The organism is Bacillus basilensis (assembly GCF_050630465.1).
GTDB classification, from domain to species: Bacteria; Bacillota; Bacilli; order Bacillales; family Bacillaceae_G; genus Bacillus_A; species Bacillus_A basilensis.
Genome location: NZ_JBNTQO010000007.1, coordinates 9,322 through 30,971 on the forward strand (window position 1 = coordinate 9,322; position 21,650 = coordinate 30,971).

Annotated in this window: 2 protein-coding genes; both read left to right on the plus strand. The window is 38.7% G+C overall.

Annotation, left to right across the window (positions count from 1 at the left end; genetic code table 11):
- The first annotated feature begins 1 nt into the window (after nt 1).
- Nucleotides 2-6,472, plus strand: coding sequence for an amino acid adenylation domain-containing protein (locus tag ACQVV1_RS15655; RefSeq protein ID WP_431169069.1), 6,471 nt, complete (start codon nt 2-4; stop codon nt 6,470-6,472).
- A complete protein-coding gene (locus tag ACQVV1_RS15660) occupies nt 6,469-21,351 on the plus strand; it encodes a non-ribosomal peptide synthetase (RefSeq protein ID WP_431169070.1) in 14,883 nt (4,960 codons plus the stop codon). Before ACQVV1_RS15655 ends, ACQVV1_RS15660 begins: the two co-directional genes overlap by 4 nt.
- Nucleotides 21,352-21,650 lie beyond the last annotated feature (299 nt).

Consider the following 21,650-nt stretch of genomic DNA (forward strand, 5'->3'; position numbering starts at 1 on the left):
AATGGGAGACGTTATTGATATATATGGTTTATCACCTTTGCAAAAAGGAATACTGTTTCATACTTTATACGATCAAGATGATGAATATTCTTTTTCCTATATTGTACAAGTAGGTTTCTTGCTCAGGGGGCAATTGGATGTTGCTACTTTTGAAAAAGCTTGGGAATATGTTATTCAACGACATGAGGTTCTGCGCTCAGTATTTGTTTGGGAGGAAGTAGAAAAACCTCTACAAGCAGTTTACGAACGTCTTCCTTTTACTATTCATCAAGAGGATTGGAGTACCCATTCGCATGAGGAGAAGGAGAAGAAATTACACCAGTTTTTGACTGCAGATCGTAGGAAAGGATTTTTATTGGATGAAGCACCATTGATGAGAGTTACTGCGATTAAAGAAGCAGAAGGGGAAACGAGAATTATTTGGACACATCATCATATTTTGCTAGATGGTTGGAGTGTTTCATTGGTCTTTAGTGAAGTGATGGAAGTTTATCTCAAGATGATAAAGGGAGAATTGTTGAATCTTCCTAAATCTCTTCCTTATAAAAAATATATCCAGTGGATAAATAAACAAGATCAAAGTCAAGCAGAGGAATTTTGGAAAGAAGAATTAAAAGGGTTCTATGCACCTACGCCATTAGCGATGGAAAGAAAGGATCAAGGGCAGGAGAAGGGCTATGGAGAGTGCGTTTATCAGGTATCTGAGGAACTCACTGAGAATTTACAAGAGTGGGTACGAAATAGTCGATTAACATTGAATACGTTAGTACAAGGTGCATGGGCTTATTTGATGAGTAGGTATAGCGGTGACAGTGACGTCGTATTTGGCGTAACTAGCGCTGGACGTCCTACTGATTTAATGGGAGCAGAGAATATGGTGGGGCTATTTATTAACACATTACCTACCAGAATTCGATTAACGGATAATACATCAGTAGTAGATTGGCTTCGTAAAATACAAATGAAAGAAATGGAACGAAGACAGTATGAGTATAATTCATTGATAGATATTCAAGGCTGGAGTGAGGTTCCGCGAAATAGTTCCTTATTTCATACCTTGTATGTGTTTGAAAATTATCCAATTCAAGGTGAGAGAAATGATGATTTAAGATTACTAGATGTTAAAAGCACAGAACAAACAAATTATCCTTTAACACTCATTGTAATGCCCGGTAAGAAAATTATTTTAAAGTTGATGTATGATCGAAGCTTTTTTAATGAAGAAACAATAAATCGGATTCAGAATCACTTATTGCAAATATTAATTCAGATGACGAAGAGCCTAGATTCAAAACTATTTGAAATTAATCATTTAACAGAAGAAGAACAGATACAGTTACTAGAGGAATGGAATCATACTCAAGTTAATTATTCGGCTGAAGGCATGGTTCATACGATGTTTGAGGAGCAAGTTAAAAAAACGCCGGAAGCAATCGCGGCTAGTTACGAAAATGAACAAATTACCTATAAAGAGTTGGAGGAGCGTGCAAATCAGCTAGCTCATTATTTACAAAAGCATGGTGTAGGCCCAGAGTCTCTAGTTGGTGTATATATGGAACGTTCATTACAAATGATGATAGCGTTATTAGGTATTCTAAAATCAGGAGCAGCGTATGTTCCACTTGACCCTACTTATCCAGAGAGTCGGCTTCGATATATATTAGAGGATGCTGGAATCGAAGTACTAGTGACGGAAGAGAATTCTAAAAACTTGTTTGTATCTGAAAATATCGAAACGATTTGTATGAATAAAGATTACACTGCAATTGAAAAAGAAGAATCAACCCCATGTATAAGTGGTGTAACAGGAGAAAATTTAGCGTATGTTATGTATACTTCAGGATCTACAGGGAATCCAAAGGGAGTAATGATTGAGCATCATTCAGTAATTAATTATCTAGAATGGATGCAACATAAATATCCGCTTTCTGAAAAGGATGTGGTCTTACAGAAAACGCCATTCTCATTTGATGTCTCTGTTTGGGAATTGTTTTGGGGCATTCATGTTGGTGCAAGTGTATCTTTCTTACCTCCAGGTGGAGAAAAAGATCCTTCTATTATAGCTGAAGTTATTAAACAACATCAGGTTACTATAGTTCAATTTGTACCTTCGATGTTATCTGTTTTCTTAGATCACTTCAATCATATTGAATTGAACATGAATTGTTCCTCTGTACGCCATGTATTTTCTGGTGGAGAAGAACTAAGTTCAGGGTTAGTTAGACGATTTCAACAGAAATGGAATTATAGTGGACAAGTGAAATTAACCAACTTTTATGGACCAACTGAAGCCACTATTTATGTGAATGCATTTGATATTCAGCCTAATCAAGAATTTGTTTCTATTGGGCAGCCAATACAGAACACGCAATTATATGTATTAGACCAAAATCAACGCTTGCAATCAATAGGAACTGAGGGTGAGTTATATATTGGTGGTGCTGGTTTAGCGCGTGGATACTTAAATCGTCAGAATCTTACTGCTGAAAAATTCATTTCGCACCCATTTCGATTGGGGGAACGACTATATCGAACAGGAGATTCAGTAAGATATCTAACTGATGGAAATATAGAATTTATAGGTAGAATGGATCATCAAGTCAAAATGCGTGGTTTTAGGATTGAATTAGGAGAAATTGAAGCAACTTTAGAAAAATGTTCGTTTATTAAAGAGGCTGTCGTATTAGTTAGAGAAGATCGTCCAGGTGATCAACGATTGGTTGCATATGTAATAAGCGATGGAAATACCCAAGAGTGGAGAGAGTATTTACAAAACCAATTACCGAATCATATGATTCCAGCGCACTTTATAGAGTTAGAACACTTCCCGCTTACTCCGAATGGGAAAATTGACCGAAAGGCCTTGCCAGCACCTGATGAGCAAGCTATTGAAGATTTAAATGTGCTACCTCGGACGCCATCGGAAGAGCTTATTGCCTCGGTTTGGAGTCAAGTGTTAGGAACAGAAAATATTGGCATTCAGGATTCCTTCTTTGAACGTGGTGGGCACTCACTACTTGCTACTCAAATCGTCTCTCGATTGCAAGAACTGTTCCAAATTAAAATTCCATTACGTGAACTTTTCAAGCACGATACAGTGGAAGCATTGGCGAAACGAGTGGATCAGTTACGAAAAGAAGATAAAAAACGAGAGGTTGCTCCCCTTGTACCTATGAAACGAGAAGAAGTTATCCCACTTTCCTATGCGCAGAAACGTCTATGGTTTATTAATCAATTAATGCCAAATAGTGCTATGTACAATATCCATGCAGCGTGTCGCTTAACAGGTGAATGGTCAATTGAAGCATTGGAGGTCGGATGGAATCAATTGTTGGAGCGTCATGAATCATTAAGGACGACAATTCTAGAACAAGAGGGTGAACCTTTTCAACAAGTTCAATCTCATGTATTCAGACATATTCCTCAAACGAATCTAACAGATCTCTCTTTGGAAGATAGGGAAAGAGAAATGAAACGCCTCATTCAAAACGAAGCGGAGGAACCATTTCATTTTGGACAAGGTCCTCTGATTCGAACACGATTATTGAAAGTGGACAGGGAAGAATGGATTCTCATTTGTACGATGCATCATATTATTTCAGATGGATGGTCAATGGGAATCTTACTTGAAGAATGGATGGCTTTTTATGAAGGAGCATTAAGCGGCAAACTGGCGGAATTGAAGGAGTTATCTATCCAATATGCAGATTTTGTCATGTGGCAGAAGGAATGGCAAAAAGAAGAGAATTTGAATCAGCACCTTCAATATTGGAAGGAAGAATTATCTGGAGAACTACCGGTTTTACAATTACCGATGGATCGTCCTAGACCTGCAGTTCAAACCCATCGTGGTGCAAGTCAGTCCTTAATAGTGGCGAATTCCCTACAGGAAAAGCTCAAAGATTTAAGTCTGCAAGAAGGATGCACTTTATTTATGACATTGATGGCAGCGTATCAAAGCTTCCTTTCTCGTTATACAGGACAGGACGACATTATAGTTGGAAGCCCAATCGCTAATCGAAATGTGAAAGAGATTGAGGGATTAATAGGATTCTTTGCAAACACGTTGGTTTATCGAGCTGATTTCAGTGAAAATCCGACGTTCCAAGAACTTTTGTCGCAGGTAAGAAAAAAAGCGCTAAAAGCATACGAGTATCAGGACATCCCATTTGAGAAAGTGGTAGAATCCGTAAAACCTGAACGGAATACAAGTCATTCACCAATATTCCAAACTATGTTTACTTTACAGAATACGAAACAAGAGTTTGTTCAGCTATCTGAAAGACAAATGGAACTCATGGAAAGCCATGCTTCTGTTGCCAAATTTGATTTGAGTTTATTTGCTTCTGAGACGGAAGAAGGATTATCACTAACCTTTGAATATAATACTGATTTGTTTAATGATACAACCATTGAACGGATGGCAAGTCATTTTAAACATTGGTTAAATCAAATTGTCTCTCATCCAAAATGTGTATTATCAGAACTGAATATGTTATCGAAAGTAGAATATAAGCAACTATTAGAGGAATGGAATAAATCGGGTGTTATAGATATGGAAGAAAGCACGATTCATACAATGTTTGAAGAACAAGTGGAAAAAACACCAGAAGCAATTGCAGTAGTGTGCGAAGATGAAGAACTAACATATCGAGAGTTGGACGAACGCTCGAATCAGTTGGCACATTATTTACAAAAAAATGGTGTAACATGCGAATCATTGGTTGGGATTTGCGTTACACGTTCATCCGAGATGATTGTCGGTCTCTTAGGAATTATGAAGGCGGGAGGAGCATATGTCCCAATTGATCCAGCGTATCCGGAAAGTCGACTGCAGTACATTTTAGAAGATGCTCAAATAAAGGTACTGGTGACACAGGAAAAGTTACAACAAAAAATGGTTATACCTAAATTCGTTGACGTGATTTGTATTGATGGTAATCGAGCAGAAATAGAACAAGAAGTAACTACGGTATGTATGAGTGAAGTGACGGCCGATAACTTAGCCTATATTATCTATACTTCAGGTTCCACTGGAAATCCAAAGGGAGTAATGATTGAGCACAGGAATACAGTAACAATGATTCATTGGGCGCATCACACGTATTCTCGAAAGGAATTAGCGGGAGTATTAGCTTCAACTTCGCTATCTTTTGATTTATCCGTTTTTGAAGTATTTGTTCCCTTAACGATGGGTGGTAAGGTGATTGTCACTGAAAATGCTTTACATCTAGAGAAGTTGTCTTCCAAAGGTGTAACTTTGGTTAATACTGTGCCATCAGCAGCGAAGGAACTGGTTCGAACAAAAACAATACCTTCTTCGGTAAAGGTGATGAATTTGGCTGGAGAACCATTGCCATATTCGCTTGTTCAAGATTTATACGAGAGAAGTACGATTGAAAAGGTGTACAACTTATATGGACCGTCCGAAGATACTACGTATTCCACGTATATGGAATTGGAAAAGGGTGTCATGCATAGGGTACCACCAATTGGTAAACCAATATTCAATACAGAAGTATATGTACTGAGTGCCGAACAAAAAATGGTTCCAATTGGTGTAGTTGGTGAGCTATACATTGGTGGATCAGGGTTAGCACGTGGATATTTAAACCGCCCTGACTTAACGCAAAATCGTTTTATATCGCATCCGTTTAAAGAAGGAGATCGAGTATACCGGACTGGAGATCTAGTAAGGTATTTACCAGATGGAAATTTGGAGTATGTTGGACGTATCGATCATCAAGTAAAAATTCGTGGGTTCCGGATTGAACTAGGAGAAATTGAAGCGGCATTACAAAGGTATACATTAGTTAACGAAGCTATTGTGATGGTGCGGGAAGATTATCCTGGCGATCCACGTTTGATTGCCTATGTTGTAGGAGATGGGGATGCTCAAAAGTGGCGTGATTATCTCAAGGATCAACTACCAAATTATATGATTCCAGCCTATTTTGTTGGATTAAATGCATTTCCACTCACTCCTAATGGGAAAATTGATAGGAAGGCCTTACCAGCACCAGAGAGACAGGAGATAGCAAGTGGTTATATTGCTCCTCGTACGTCTACGGAAAAAACAATCGTTTCGATATGGCATGAAGTTTTAGGTATGGAAAACATCGGAATTCAAGATTCGTTTTTTGAAATTGGTGGCCATTCACTACTCGCTACGCAAGCTGTTTCCAATCTTAAAGAGGCTTTTGGAATCGAGATACCATTGCATGATTTATTTATGTTTCATACGGTGCAGCAATTGGCGGAACAGATTGATCAATTGCTCTATAACAAAAATCAAGAAATGCAGAATGATAGTAAGGAGAATGTAAGTCTTCAAGACTATATTCAAAAAGAAGCAGAAGTCAGTAATGATGAAGAATTACTAGAACTGCTTAAGCAATTAGAAGAGCTATCAGAGGAAGAAGCACAAGGGATATTCGAGAGTAATTTGATTGAGGAAGGGGTAAAAAAATGAGAAGTGATTTACTTGCAAAGCTGAGTTCACTTTCTCCTGAGAAGAGAGCATGGCTTCAGAAGCAAATGCAAAAAAAGGAGAATAAAGAAGCACTCCCGTTGTCTTATGCACAACAACGTTTGTGGTTTATGGACAGATTTAACCCAAACAGTTCTTTATATAATATTCCAACAGTATGGCATCTAAAAGGAAATTGGATACCTGAAGCATTAGAGAAGGGATTCAATCGACTCATTGAACGTCATGAATCACTACGAACTGTTTTTAAAGAAATAGGAGAACAGCCTGTGCAACAAATTGTCGAATTCCTTCCTAGAGCATTACCTGTAAGAGATTACTCTCAACTTCCTCTAGAAGTAAAAGAAAAAGAGGTAGATAGTTTAATTGCGAGAGAAGCGCAAGAACCATTTGATTTAATGAATGGTCCTTTAATTCGTAATCAGCTTGTTCAATTAGAGAAGGATGAATGGTTATTACTGTGTACGATGCATCATATTATTTCTGATGCTTGGTCCATTGGTATATTCATGAATGAATTACTTGCTTTCTATGAAGAAGAAACGGGCGGAAATCCTGCTAAATTAAGTTCACTATCTATTCAATATGCAGACTTTGCGAAGTGGCAAAAGGAGTGGTTGCAAGGTGATGTGCTAAATCGTCAGCTTACGTATTGGCAGGAAGAATTGTCTGGTGAGCTTCCTATCTTACAACTGCCAGTGGATCGACCTCGACCGGTTAAGCAGACTTACTCTGGGGCTACGCATCATGTGATTTTTCCTTATAAATTGCTCAGTCAATTGAAGGATATAAGTCGACAGGAAGGATCTACTTTATTTATGACTTTAATGGCCGCATACCAGAGCTTTCTTGCTCGTTATACGGGACAAAAAGATATTCTAGTTGGTAGTCCGATTGCAAATCGGAACCATAAGGGAGTAGAAGGATTAATTGGTTTCTTTGTTAATACGTTGGTTTACCGTTCAGATTTGAGTGGCACCCCTACTTTTCGAGAGATTTTGAACCAAACAAAGAAAAAGGCGTTAAAAGCTTACGAATATCAAGATATACCATTTGAAAAAGTGGTAGAAGCTGTGCAACCTGAACGAAGCATAAGTCATTCCCCTATATTTCAGACCATGTTTACACTACAGAATATAAAACAAGAACGACTAGATTTTTCTGGTAGAAGTATTGAAATGGTAGAAAGTAATATGTCTATTGCTAAATTTGATTTGAGCTTAACTGCCTATGAAGTGGAAGAAGGTCTATTTGTCTCGTTTGAATACAACACGGATTTATTTGATAGTAGTACCATTGCACGTATGGCAGTACATTTTGAGAACTGGCTAAATGAAATCACGTATCATCCAGATGAATCATATACAAAGCTTTCAATGCTATCGGATACTGAGCAGAAACAACTCCTAGAAGAATGGAATGATACGGACGTAGTTTATGGTCATGATTGTATGATTCATGAGCTATTTGAGCAGCAAGTTGCACGTACGCCTAATGCAGTGGCGGTAGTTTATGAGGGTGGAAAGCTAACGTATCAAGAACTGAATGAAAAATCGAATCAATTGGCACATTTTCTACAAAAACGAGGTATCGGACCTGAATCATTAGTCGGTATATGTATTGAACGTTCTCCTGATATGATTATTGGTCTCTTTGGGATTATGAAAGCAGGTGGGGCTTATGTCCCACTGGACCCAAGTTATCCCGAAAACCGCCTGAGATACATTTTGGAGAATTCACAAATTCAAGTGCTGTTAACAAAAGAGGCACTACAGGACTGGTTACCTAAAGATATTCAAGCAATTTGTTTAGACCGGGATCAAGTAATGATTTCTAAAGAGAGTAATTTAGCTCCGGTGAGTGGAGTAACAGCAAATAACTTAGCCTATATTATATACACTTCAGGTTCGACGGGAAATCCAAAGGGGGTAATGATTGAACATCATTCCGTTATCAATCGCCTACAGTGGATGCAGAAAAAATACCCATTGTCCGAGGACGATACAATCTTACAAAAGACACCGTTTTCGTTTGATGTTTCTGTCTGGGAATTATTTTGGTGGTCATTTGTAGGAGCACGTGTTTGTTTACTTCCACCAGGAGGAGAGAAAGATCCTGCGGTCATTGAGGAGTATATTGAACGATATCGTGTGTCCACCATGCACTTTGTTCCGTCGATGTTATCTACTTTCTTAGATTATATGGAACTATATAATTCGAAAAGGGATGTATCGTCTTTAATTCAAGTTTTTACTAGTGGAGAAGCGTTAAACACTGAGCAGGTTCGCCGGTTTAAGGGGATCTTTTACAATGTTCAGCAAACAAAGTTAATTAACTTGTATGGTCCTACTGAAGCGACTGTGGATGTGACTTATTATGATTGTGATTTAGAAAAAGAACCAATACTTATTCCGATTGGTCGTCCGATTGATAATACAGAGTTGTATGTGTTAGATCAATATCAACAAGTGGTCCCGATTGGTGTGGCAGGGGAACTTTACCTTGGAGGAGTAGGATTGGCACGTGGCTACTTCAATCGACCAGATTTAACTACTGAACGTTTTATTCCGCATCCCTTTAAGGACGGGGAACGATTATATCGAACGGGTGACTTGGTGAGATATATGAATGATCGTAACTTAGAATATATTGGAAGAATAGATAACCAAGTCAAAATTAGAGGATTCCGAATTGAATTGGGAGAAATTGAAGCAGCTTTACATGATCACTCATCTGTAAAAGAAGCAGTCGTGTTGGTGAAGGAAGATCGACCAGGAGATAAGCAGTTAGTAGCTTATGTAGTGGGCGAAGGGGATACTGGAGAGTGGCGTGAATATCTCAAGAAGCAACTGCCACATTATATGGTTCCAGCATACTTTTTCCAAATTGAAGGTATGCCACTCACTCCAAATGGTAAGGTGAATCGGAAAGCCTTACTAGAATTAGAAGAACAGTTCGTAAGTGAAGATATTACTTCATCACGAACACCAGTGGAGGAGCTTATCGTTTCCGTTTGGAGCCAAGTGTTAGGAATAAAAAATATTAGTGTTCAGGATTCCTTTTTTGAAATTGGTGGTCATTCACTACTAGCTACTCAAATAGTGTCACGTTTACAGGGAATTTTTCAAATCGAATTACCAGTACGTGAACTATTTGAATATACAACGGTGGAGTCACTGGCAAAGCGATTAGATCAGTTACGTAAAGGAGATAAAAAACGAGAGATTCCGCCACTAATACCAATGAAACGGGGAGAAGCTATTCCACTATCTTATGCCCAACAACGCTTATGGTTTATTGATCAATTTACACCTAATAGTGCCCTTTACAATATGCCAATGGTATGCCGCCTTACAGGGAATTGGCTACTTGAAGCATTGGAAACGGGATGGAATCAACTAATAGAACGTCATGAATCACTGCGGACAGTCTTTCACGAAGTGAACGGTCAACCCGTACAGCAAATTGAACCGTATGCTTTTCAATCAATTCCGAAAACGGATTTAACTATGCTTTCTTCTGAAGATCAAGAAGAAGAAGTTAAACGTTTAATTCAACAAGAAACAGAAGTGCCATTTGATTTAACAGAGGGTCCATTAATCAGGACAAGTATTTTGCACGTGGGAGAGGAAGAATGGATACTCCTTTGTACTCTACATCATATCATTTCAGATGGATGGTCAATGGGAATCCTACTTGAAGAATGGATGGCATTTTATGAGAAAGCAACGGATGGAAAGGTAGCGGAACTTGAACCATTACCGGTTCAATATGCTGACTTTGCTCAGTGGCAAAAAGGATGGCTAAAGGAGGAGGTGCTTAATCAACAACTCCAATATTGGAGGGAAGAATTGTCTGGGGAGCTTCCTGTACTCCAACTTCCTATGGATCGCCCGCGTCCCGCAATACAAACACATCACGGGTCGACATACACTCTGGTTCTGCCAAGCACGCTACATGATAAATTGAATGAACTTAGTCGAAAAGAAGGGGCTACACTCTTCATGACGCTTTTAGCTGCATATCAAAGTTTTCTATCTCGTTATACGGGACAAGAAGATATTCTGGTCGGAAGCCCAATTGCGAATCGGAATTATAGAGAAATTGAAGGACTAATTGGTTTCTTCGTTAACACACTGGTTTATCGAGCTAATTTGAGTGGTAGACCGACATTTCAAGATGTACTGTATCAGGTTCGTCAAAAGGCATTGAAGGCGTATGAATATCAAGATATTCCATTTGAAAAAATTGTAGAAGTTGTGCAACCGGAGCGAAGTACAAGTCATTCGCCAATCTTCCAGACTATGTTCATCTTGCAAAATATGAAACAAGAGTTTCCGGTGTTATCTAGTAGAAGTATTGAAATGATAGAAAGCCATAGTCCAATTGCAAAGTTTGATTTAAGTGTAATGGCAGCTGAGACGGAAGAGGGATTACTTTTTACTTTTGAGTACAATAAGGATTTATTCAATGCTACTACTATTGAACGGATGGCAGGACACTTTGAGAAATGGCTACATGAAGTTTCTCATCGCCCACAAAATCCGTTGCATGACCTAAGCATGCTATCAGAACCCGAGCGTACTTTGTTATTAGAAACATGGAATGACACTGTAATGGAAATGTCTCATCAGGGTCTTGTTTGCGACAGATTTGAGGAGCAAGTAGCAAGGCATCCTGATGCGATTGCGGTAGTTGATCAAACAAAACAGTGGACTTATGGTGAACTGGATACACAAGCAAATCAGTTGGCAAATGTTTTACAGCGAAAGGGAGTAGCCCCAGAGTCAGTGGTAGGAGTTTATCTTCCGAGGTCAGCTGAGCTGATGGCAAGTTTACTAGGCATTTTAAAAGCTGGTGGAGCTTATGTCGTTTTAGATCCGTTGTATCCAAAATCAAGGTTAGAATACATGATTGAAGATGCAGGAATTCAATTTGTAGTGACGGCGGAAGGGCAAGAAGGACATTTCGCACACGTCGAAATGGTGAGGTTAGAAGAATTAACGGTGGAAAGCGTAATCGCACCTACACGTCAAATAAATCCAGAGAACTTAGCTTATATTGTCTATACCTCTGGTTCTACAGGAAAACCGAAGGGCGTCATGGTTGAACATCGCTCATTAATGAATATGGTTTCTTGGCATCAGGAAGTTTATCATATTTCAGCAGAGGATCGTGCGACTCAGATTGCAGGGGTTGCTTTTGATTCGGCTGTCCAGGAGATTTGGCCGTATCTAACTGCTGGCGCAACACTCTACTTGTCAACAGAGGAACTGAGAATTAATCCAGAAGCACTAAGGGACTGGCTCATTGATTCACGAATAACAGCTAGCTTTGCACCTACGCCTATTTTGGAAAGGCTCTTGAAATTATCTTGGCCAGATAAAACGGATCTTCGTTTTATCATTACTGGTGGGGATCAATTAACGCAGTATCCATCTAACGATATTCCTTTTGCGGTAATTAATCAGTATGGTCCATCGGAAAATACCGTTGTTACCACAGATTGTTATGTACCTGTAGGAGTGACAACAGGTACGCCATCGATTGGTCGACCGATTGCGAATACAGAAGTTTATGTGTTAGATTCTCATCTTCAGCTAGTACCAATTGGTGTAATTGGAGATCTCTATATTGGAGGGAAGAGTCTTGCACGTGGATATGCTAATCGTCCGGATCTTACAAAGGAAAAATTTATTCCAAATCCTTTCAAGTCAGGAGAACGTCTCTATTATACAGGAGACAAAGCAAGTTATCTTTCTGATGGTAATCTCCAGTTCCATGGACGTATAGATGACCAAGTGAAAATTCGTGGTTTCCGGATTGAATTGGGAGAAATAGAAGCTGTTTTGCAGGCACATTCTTCTGTGAAAGAAGCAGTTGTATTGGTACGAGAGGATAATCAAGGTGACAAGAGATTAGTAGCTTATGTAGTTGGTGAAGGAAGTGTACATGAATGGCGAGAACATCTACAAACACATTTACCAAATTACATGGTTCCAACAAACTTTATTGAGATGGAATTTTTACCACTTACACCGAATGGAAAACTTGATTTGAAGGCATTGCCTATACTTAGTGAACAATCCGCCGAAAATACTGTATACCCACGAACTCCGCTGGAAGAACTTATCGCTTCAGTGTGGAGTCAAGTGCTAGGAATAAAAGAAATTGGTGTTCAGGATTCTTTCTTTGAGCTTGGTGGTCACTCTCTACTTGCTACACAAGTGGTCTCGCGCTTACAAGAAGTTTTTCAAATCAAATTACCTGTACGTGAATTGTTCGAATATCCAACGGTCGAGGCACTATCGAAACGAATGGATCAGTTGCGTAAGGGGAGTGAAAAACGAGAAATTCCACCATTGATGCCGATGGAACGAGGAAATAATATTCCGCTGTCATATGCCCAACAGCGCTTATGGTTTATTGATCAGTTTGAACCTAATAGTGCACTTTATAATATGCCAATGGTATGCCGCCTTACAGGGAATTGGTTACCTGAAGCATTGGAGTTGGGATGGAATCAGTTGATAGAGCGTCATGAATCTTTGCGGACGGTATTTCATGAAGAGGAAGGTCATCCTGTGCAGCAGATTCAACCTTATATTTTCCGTCCTCTTCCGCAAATGGACCTAACTAAGCTTTCATTAGAGGAGAGAGAAAGAAAGTTGGAGCAATGGATTCAAACTGAAGTTGAATCTCCATTTGATTTAGAACAAGGGCCATTGTTCCGTGGACAAATCATAAGAATTTCAGAAGAAGAATGGGTTCTTCTGTGTAATATGCATCATATTATCTCAGATGGATGGTCGATGGAAATCTTGCTTCAAGAATGGATGACATTTTATGAGAATGCGGTTGGTGAAAAACAAGCAGAGCTGGAACCACTACCAGTTCAATATGCCGATTTTGCTCAGTGGCAAAGAGGATGGTTGAAAGATGAAGTACTAAATCAACAGCTTGCATATTGGAAGGAAGAATTATCTGGTGAGTTACCAGTCTTAATGTTGCCAATGGATCGTCCGCGTCCGCCAGTGCAAACCCACCATGGATTAACTCATAATGTGCTGTTGTCACGTTCATTACTGGATAAATTAAACGAACTAAGTCGTCAAGAAGGGGCCACGCTTTTCATGACCTTATTGGCATCGTATCAAAGTTTCCTTGCCCGTTATACGGGACAAACGGATATTATTGTTGGCAGCCCAATTGCAAATCGAAATTATCGAGAAATTGAGGGGCTGATTGGTTTCTTTGTCAACACATTGGTTTATCGGGCTGATTTAAGTAATGCACCGGTATTTCAAGAGTTGTTGTCTCAAGTGCGGATAAAAGCATTGAAGGCGTATGAGTATCAAGATGTTCCATTTGAGAAAATTGTAGAGGTTATCCAACCTGAACGAAATACAAGCCATTCCCCGATTTTCCAAACCATGTTTACTTTGCAAAATACGGGACAGGAGCTACCAGAACTATATGGACGAAATATAGAAGTAATAGAGAGCAACGCTCCAATCGCTAAGTTTGATTTAAGTTTAACTGCTGCAGAAGTGGAAGACGGTTTATTGCTTACTTTTGTTTATAGGACTGATTTATTTGACAGTGTAACTATTGAATCTATGGCCGAACATTTTGGAAACTGGTTGAATGTAATCGTGGAGAATCCTGATAAATCATTAGCTAAGTTGCCTATACTATCAGGATTACAGCAAAAACAGTTAGAAGAGTGGAATAGTAATGCCGCAGCATATCCACAGGAAAGTGCGATTCATCAGCTATTTGAAGAGCAAGTAAATCGTACACCTGACGCGGTGGCAGTGGTAGATGAAAAACAGCAGTTAACATATCGAGAGCTGAATGAAAAAGCTAATCAATTGGCCCACTATCTTCAGCAATGCGGAATTGGGAATGAATCATTGGTTGGACTTTGCTTTGAGCGTTCAGTTGAGATGATTGTTAGTATTATGGGGATTTGGAAGGCTGGAGCAGCCTATGTTCCATTAGACCCATCATATCCAGAAAGTCGCCTACGATATATTTTGGAGGACACTAGAATTCAAGTATTACTTACGAACGAATCATTGGAAGACTGGATACCTAAAGAAATCAAGATAGTTTGTCTAGATAGGGATCAAGCAATGATTTCACAAGAAAGCATTCTTTCACCAAAATGTGAAGTAACAGGAGAAAACTTAGCGTATGTTATTTATACTTCAGGATCAACGGGGAATCCAAAGGGTGTCTTGATACAGCATCATTCTGTACTAAACTTGTCGCATGGTTTACAAAAAGAGGTTTTCGAACATGAGATACCATCTAACATGCATGTCGGTTTAAATGCGTCAATTGCCTTTGATGCATCTATCCAGCAATTACAAATGCTGTTGTATGGTTCAAGTTTGTATATTATTCCGAATGAAGTACGAAGTGATCCGGAACAGTTTGTAGCTTATATTAGGGAGAACAAGTTAGCAATCTTTGATATAACACCTTCAATGCTTCAATTACTTATAGATGCCGGATTGTTAGAAACGTACGATGGTGTTCATGTTCCAAGTAAGGTATTGGTTGGCGGCGAAGCGATTATGCCGTCATTATGGGAACAGCTAGTAGAGACTGATAAAATTGAGTTTTATAATGTATATGGTCCTACAGAATGTACGGTTGATGCAACATGCTATCATATCAAAAAAGATAGTGAGAGAGTAACGATTGGGCGTCCGTTGCCTAACGTTCAAACTTATGTATTAGATAGAAATGGGTTGCCAGTTCCAGTTGGTGTGATGGGTGAACTTTATATCGGAGGAGCGGGTCTAGCGAAGGGATACTTAAATCGTCCAGAGTTAACATCCGAACGATTTATTTCTCATCCATTCAAAGAAGGCGAGAGATTATATAGAACAGGCGATCTCGTAAGATATCTTTCTGATGGTAATATAGACTATTTAGGAAGAATGGATAATCAAGTGAAGATTAGAGGATTTCGAATCGAACTTGGGGAGATTGAGTCGACTTTACAGGAGCATGACTTAATAAAAGAGGCAGTTGTAATAGTTAGGGAAAATCAGTCGGGAGATAAGAGGTTAGTAGCTTATATAGTGGGCGAGGGCAGTTTAGAAGAATGGCGTGAGTATCTTAAAATAAAACTACCAATCCATATGATACCTTCCTACTTTGTCGAAATGAAAGAATTACCGCTAACCATAAATGGAAAGGTTGATCGGAAATCGTTACCTATACCAGATTATCAAGGAACACAAGAAGGGTACGCGGCCCCAAGAAATGAACGTGAACATAAGCTTTCTATCATTTGGGAACGTGTGCTAGGTTCAAAACGTATTGGTATTTATGATAACTTTTTTGAAATTGGTGGAGATTCAATTCTAAGCATTCAGATTGTCTCTCGTGCGAAGCAAGCTGGTTTACAGTTGACACCAAAACAACTATTTGAACACCAAACGATTGCTGAGTTGGCGCAAGTAGTTAAAGAAGAACAAGGTGTACAAGCTGAACAAGGAATTATAACTGGAGAGACAATACTTACACCTATTCAGCAAAGGTTTTTTGCACAAAATCATCCTAACCCACATCATTGGAATCAATCCATGTTCTTTAAAACGAAAGAAAAATTGGACATAGGATCACTGGAAAAGGCAGCGCGTAACCTTCTACTTCACCATGATGCCCTGCGTTTAAGATATGAACGTTTACCTAATGGGACTTGGGTACAGTGGAATGAAGGAATTGAAGAACAATTGATGCTGACTGTCATTTCATTAGACGAAGTGCCGGAAGCGGATTGGCATGGAGTTATTCAAAAAGAGATTAATGTTGCACAAGAAAGATTGAATTTACATGATGGTCCTTTAATGAGAATGGTGTATTTTGATGAAGGTGAGAAGACTGGCCGATTATTTTGGACAATTCATCACTTAGCCGTGGATGGTGTTTCTTGGCGAATTTTATTGGAAGATTTGCAAACAGCATATACGCAAGCAGTCCAAGGGCAAAAAATTCAATTACCTATGAAGAGTACATCTTTTAAAGAATGGTCGGAGAAATTACAACATTACGCTGAAACTGGAATATCAAAAGAAGTGCTACATTACTGGGAGCAGCAGGCTGAACAAGACGTAGTTATACTGCCAGTAGATGGTACTATAAGTAATCCAGTAAGCGCAGTAACTGAGGAAATTACTGTGGTGTTAAATGAGAATGAGACCCGTATGTTATTGCAAGAGACTTTAAGCACTCACCGTGTCCAAATCAATGAAGTATTATTAGCAGCATTGGTACAAGCTACAGCAGCATGTAAGGGGCAACCGATACTAAGCGTAGATTTAGAGGGACATGGTCGAGAAGAGATTATTGAAGATGTTGATTTATCGAGAACCGTGGGATGGTTTACAAGTATTTACCCAGTTCATTTAAATATTACTAGTGCTAATACGCCAATTGCAGCATTAAAAGCAGTTAAAGAACAAGTTCGCAAAATTCCTAATAAGGGTGTTGATTATGGGGTGTTGCGTTACATGAACGCAACAATGTGTGAGCAATTGAGCTCTCAACATACACCGTCTATTAGTTTTAACTATCTTGGACAATTTGATCAAATGTTTTCTAGCGATGCAATGTTTATGCCGGAGAACGAATTTAAGCGTTTAGATCATGCTGCCGGTTCCAAGCGATCGCATGTAATTGATGTAATTGGGGTTGTAACGAATGGAAAACTTCAGTTCACTTGGGTATACAATGTTGGACAATTCGCCAAATCAACGATTCAAAGTATTGCACAGAATATGCTATATCAACTGAGCAGATTGATTCAACCTTCAGATAGAGAATCTGCACTGACCATTTCGGATTTTGCAATGGCTAATCTTAACCAAGTAGGTTTGACAAATGTACTAAACAAAATGAATCGTGGAAAGAACAATCAGATTACTGATTTATATCCACTATCACCTTTGCAAGAAGGTATGATTTTCCACACATTGCATGACCAAGGGAATGAACATGTTGCACCGTATATAGTGCAATTAAGTTTTATGATTAAAGGGAAAATGGATATTCCTACTTTTGAGCAGGCGTGGAAATCTGTAATTCAGCGGCATGAAATTTTTCGTACAGCATTTGTTTGGGACGAAATTGAAGAACCATTACAAGTGGTGTATGAAAATATCCCATTTAAAGTGAACAAAGAAGACTGGCGTACAATGACAACTAAAGAGATAGAGGAAAAAAGGAAAGTCTTTTTGGCATTAGATCGAAAACAAGCCTTCCAATTTGATGAAGCGCCATTGATGCGGGTAACGGTCATTCAAGAAGGTGAGGAAGAATATCGGATTGTTTGGACCCATCACCATATTTTACTGGATGGATGGAGTTTACCATTGGTCTTTAATGAATTACTTACAGTCTATCAGAAGAGAATGAATGGAGAAGCTGTAAAGTTACCTAAACCCTCACCATATAAGAAATATATCCAATGGCTCAGAGAACAAGATAAGGAGCAGGCGGAACAATTCTGGAGAGAAAAGCTTAAAGGTTTTACTTTACCAACTTTGCTGGGCTTAGAAAGTAAAGAGGAAGAAAAAGGTTATACAGAAAAGGTTACCTATTTATCAGAAGAGCAGACTCAAGCGTTACAAGGATGGGCGAAACGCAATAAACTTACTTTGAGTACAGTAATTCAAGGTGCATGGGCATATCTCATGAGCCGGTATAGTGGAGAAAATGACATTGTCTTTGGTGTAACAAGCTCAGGGCGTTCTACGGAGATTATTGATGTTGAAAACATCGTAGGTCCTTTCATTACAACGTCACCGACGCGAATTCATTTGATGGATGATATAAAAGTAATGGATTGGTTGCATAAGATACAAGAGGAAGAGATAGAAAGAAGACAATATGAGTATGCTTCTTTAACAGAAATTCAGGGATGGAGTGAAGTTCCTAGAGGAACACCGTTGTTTAATAGTTTATATGTGTTTGAAAATTATCCAGTGAAAGAGGAGTCTTCAGAAAATCTAGAAATTGGTGAATTGGAAGGAGTAGAGCAAACCCACTACCCATTAGGGTTGGCTGTAGTTCCAGGAACCCAGTTATCGTTAAAGTTAATGTATGACTGTAGTAAGTTTAATAGAATAACTATTGAACGAGTGTTGGGTCATTTACACCAAGTGTTGATGCAAATGCTCAAAAACATTGATCAAACTCTATCGGAGCTGGTATATATTACGGAAGCTGAACAAAGGCAACTATTAGAAGAATGGAATGATAATGCTATATCCTATCCACGTGAGAATGTGATTCATCAACTATTCGAAGAGCAAGTAAATCGTACGCCTGACGCGGTGGCAGTGGTAGATGAAAAACAGCAACTAACATATCGTGAGCTGAATGAAAGAGCTAATCAATTGGCCCATCATCTACAGAAATGTGGAATTGGGACAGAGTCATTGGTTGGTCTCTGTTTTGAGCGTTCAGTTGAGATGGTTGTTGGTCTCATGGGAATTTGGAAGGCTGGAGCAGCCTATGTTCCATTGGATCCATCGAATCCGGAAAGCCGCCTGCGATATATTTTAGAAGACACAGAAATTCAAGTATTGGTTACAAATGAGGTATTAGTAGGCTGGATACCTAAAGAAATCAAGACAGTTTGCTTAGATAGGGACCAAGCAATGATTTCTCGAGAAAGCAAACTTTCGCCGATATGTGAGGCAACAGGGGAAAACTTAGCGTATGTTATCTACACTTCCGGTTCGACAGGGAATCCAAAGGGTGCTTTAGTACAGCACCATTCTGTAATAAACCTATCATATGGTTTACAAAAAGAAGTTTTCTCACATGAGATACCTGGTAATATGCGCGTCGGTTTAAATGCGTCAATTGCCTTTGATGTATCTATTCAGCAATTACAAATGCTGCTTCATGGTTCAAGTGTATATATTATCCCAAGTGAAGTTCGCACTAATCCGGAACAATTTGTGTCCTATATTAGGGAGAATAAATTGGAAATGTTTGATATGACACCTTCATTACTTCAATTACTTATAGATGGAGGATTGCTAGAAACAAGTGCTGATGTTCATGTACCAAGTAAGATATTGGTCGGTGGTGAAGCAATCATGCCATCATTATGGGAACAGCTAGTAGAGACTGAAAAAATTGATTTTTATAACGTATACGGTCCTACAGAATGTACGGTTGATACAACGTGTTATCATATCCAAACAGATAGTAAGCGAGTTACAATTGGACGTCCATTGCCGAACGTTCAAACTTATGTATTGGATAGAAATGGGTTGCCTGTTCCAGTTGGTGTAACAGGTGAGCTATATATTGGTGGTGCAGGTATAGCGAGAGGATACTTGAATCGTCCAGAATTAACAGCAGAGCGATTCATTCGTCATCCATTTAATGAAGAAGAGCGTTTATATCGTACAGGAGATTTGGTTCGTTATTTACCTGATGGTAATTTAGATTACTTGAGAAGAATTGATAATCAAGTGAAAATTCGGGGCTTCCGTATTGAACTTGAAGAGATTGAAGCGAATCTAGAGAGTCATCCATTGGTAAAAGAAGCAGTAGTTTTGGTAACAGAGGATAAATTAGGAGAACAGAGATTGGTTGCTTATGTAGTTGGAGCTGGAAGTATGCATGAATGGCGTGAATATCTCAAGACACAAGTACCGAATTATATGGTTCCCGCACACTTTATTGAGGTAGACGAGATTCCTCTTACAATGAATGGAAAAGTTGATCGGAAGGCATTGAACAGTTTAACTATTCCAAGAGAAAATAACTTCTCTACACCAATCATTCCAAGGGATGAAATTGAATATCAGTTGGTTAAAATCTGGCAGGATGTGTTACAGATAGAAGATGTCTATGTAAATGATGATTTCTTTAATAGAGGGGGACACTCTCTCCTTGTAATCAAATTAGTTTCAAAAATTAGGGAGAAGTTTGGAAAAGAGATTAAGGTGTCTACATTGATTAAGAATCCAACATTGGAAGGAATCGCATGCCTTATTCGTGATAAGCATGATATGACAAAATCTGTATCAGCGCTGGTACCACTACAAGAATCAGAGAAAATACCTTTCTTCTGCGTTCATCCGTTTATGGGGAATGTATTTTGTTACATTCAACTAGCAAGATTGCTTAAGAATCACTGTTCATTTTATGGTTTACAGAATCCTCTCATAGAAAAGAGAGAGATTGACGACTCGACCTTGCCGGAACTAATTCAACTTTACATTGAAGAAATAAAAAGTGTTCAGCCAGAGGGCCCATATCGTCTTGGAGGATGGTCTTTAGGCGGTGCAATTGCTTATAAAATCGCAACTGTACTAAGAAATCAAGGAGAGGAAGTTGAATTGTTGGTACTTATGGATACTAAAGTACCTTCAGAGCAGGATCATAAAACAAGGGAGGATATGCTCTCATATATCTCTCAGCATTTCATTCCTGTAGGTTTAACAGAGCAGGAAGGAGGCCTCGTCCATAAGCAAGATATGCTTGTGGAGCGATTAATTATGGAAGGAGTACTCCCGCCTGATGCAGATCTTATGAATTTGAAGCAAGTTATTAATGCTCATAGGAAATGCCTGAACTTAATGGCAGAGAATGATTTGATACCATACTTTGGAGAAGTTATCTACTTTAGTGCTGAGGAAGGAAAAGAGTTGTTTACAGATTGGGGACCTTTATTAAAAGGAAGAGTAAATAAGTATTCTGTCCCTGGATCACATGAAGAAATAGTAGACTTCCCCGCAGTTGAAAAGATAGCTAAGTATCTATTAAATGAATTTGAAGGAATAAAAGAAACATCCCTTTCATTAACTGAAAAGTAGAGAGTGCAAAAGATGCAACGCTATGAACGAAAAGGGCAGCCCAATAACTGCAAATAAAGTGTAGGCAATAATGAATATATCAAGAGTATTACTTTTTAAGAGGATAATGCAAAAATTAATTGATAGAGACATAGAAGCCTATATGAGTTGCTCATAGAATAATATAAATGATACCCATTTTTTGTAATGAAAGCTAATGCTTTGATGACATTACTGAGGAAAGGTGTATATTTTCATTGATATGTAAATATGCACCTTCTCTATTGTATTTGCAATTTAATAAAGTTAATTTGAATTTA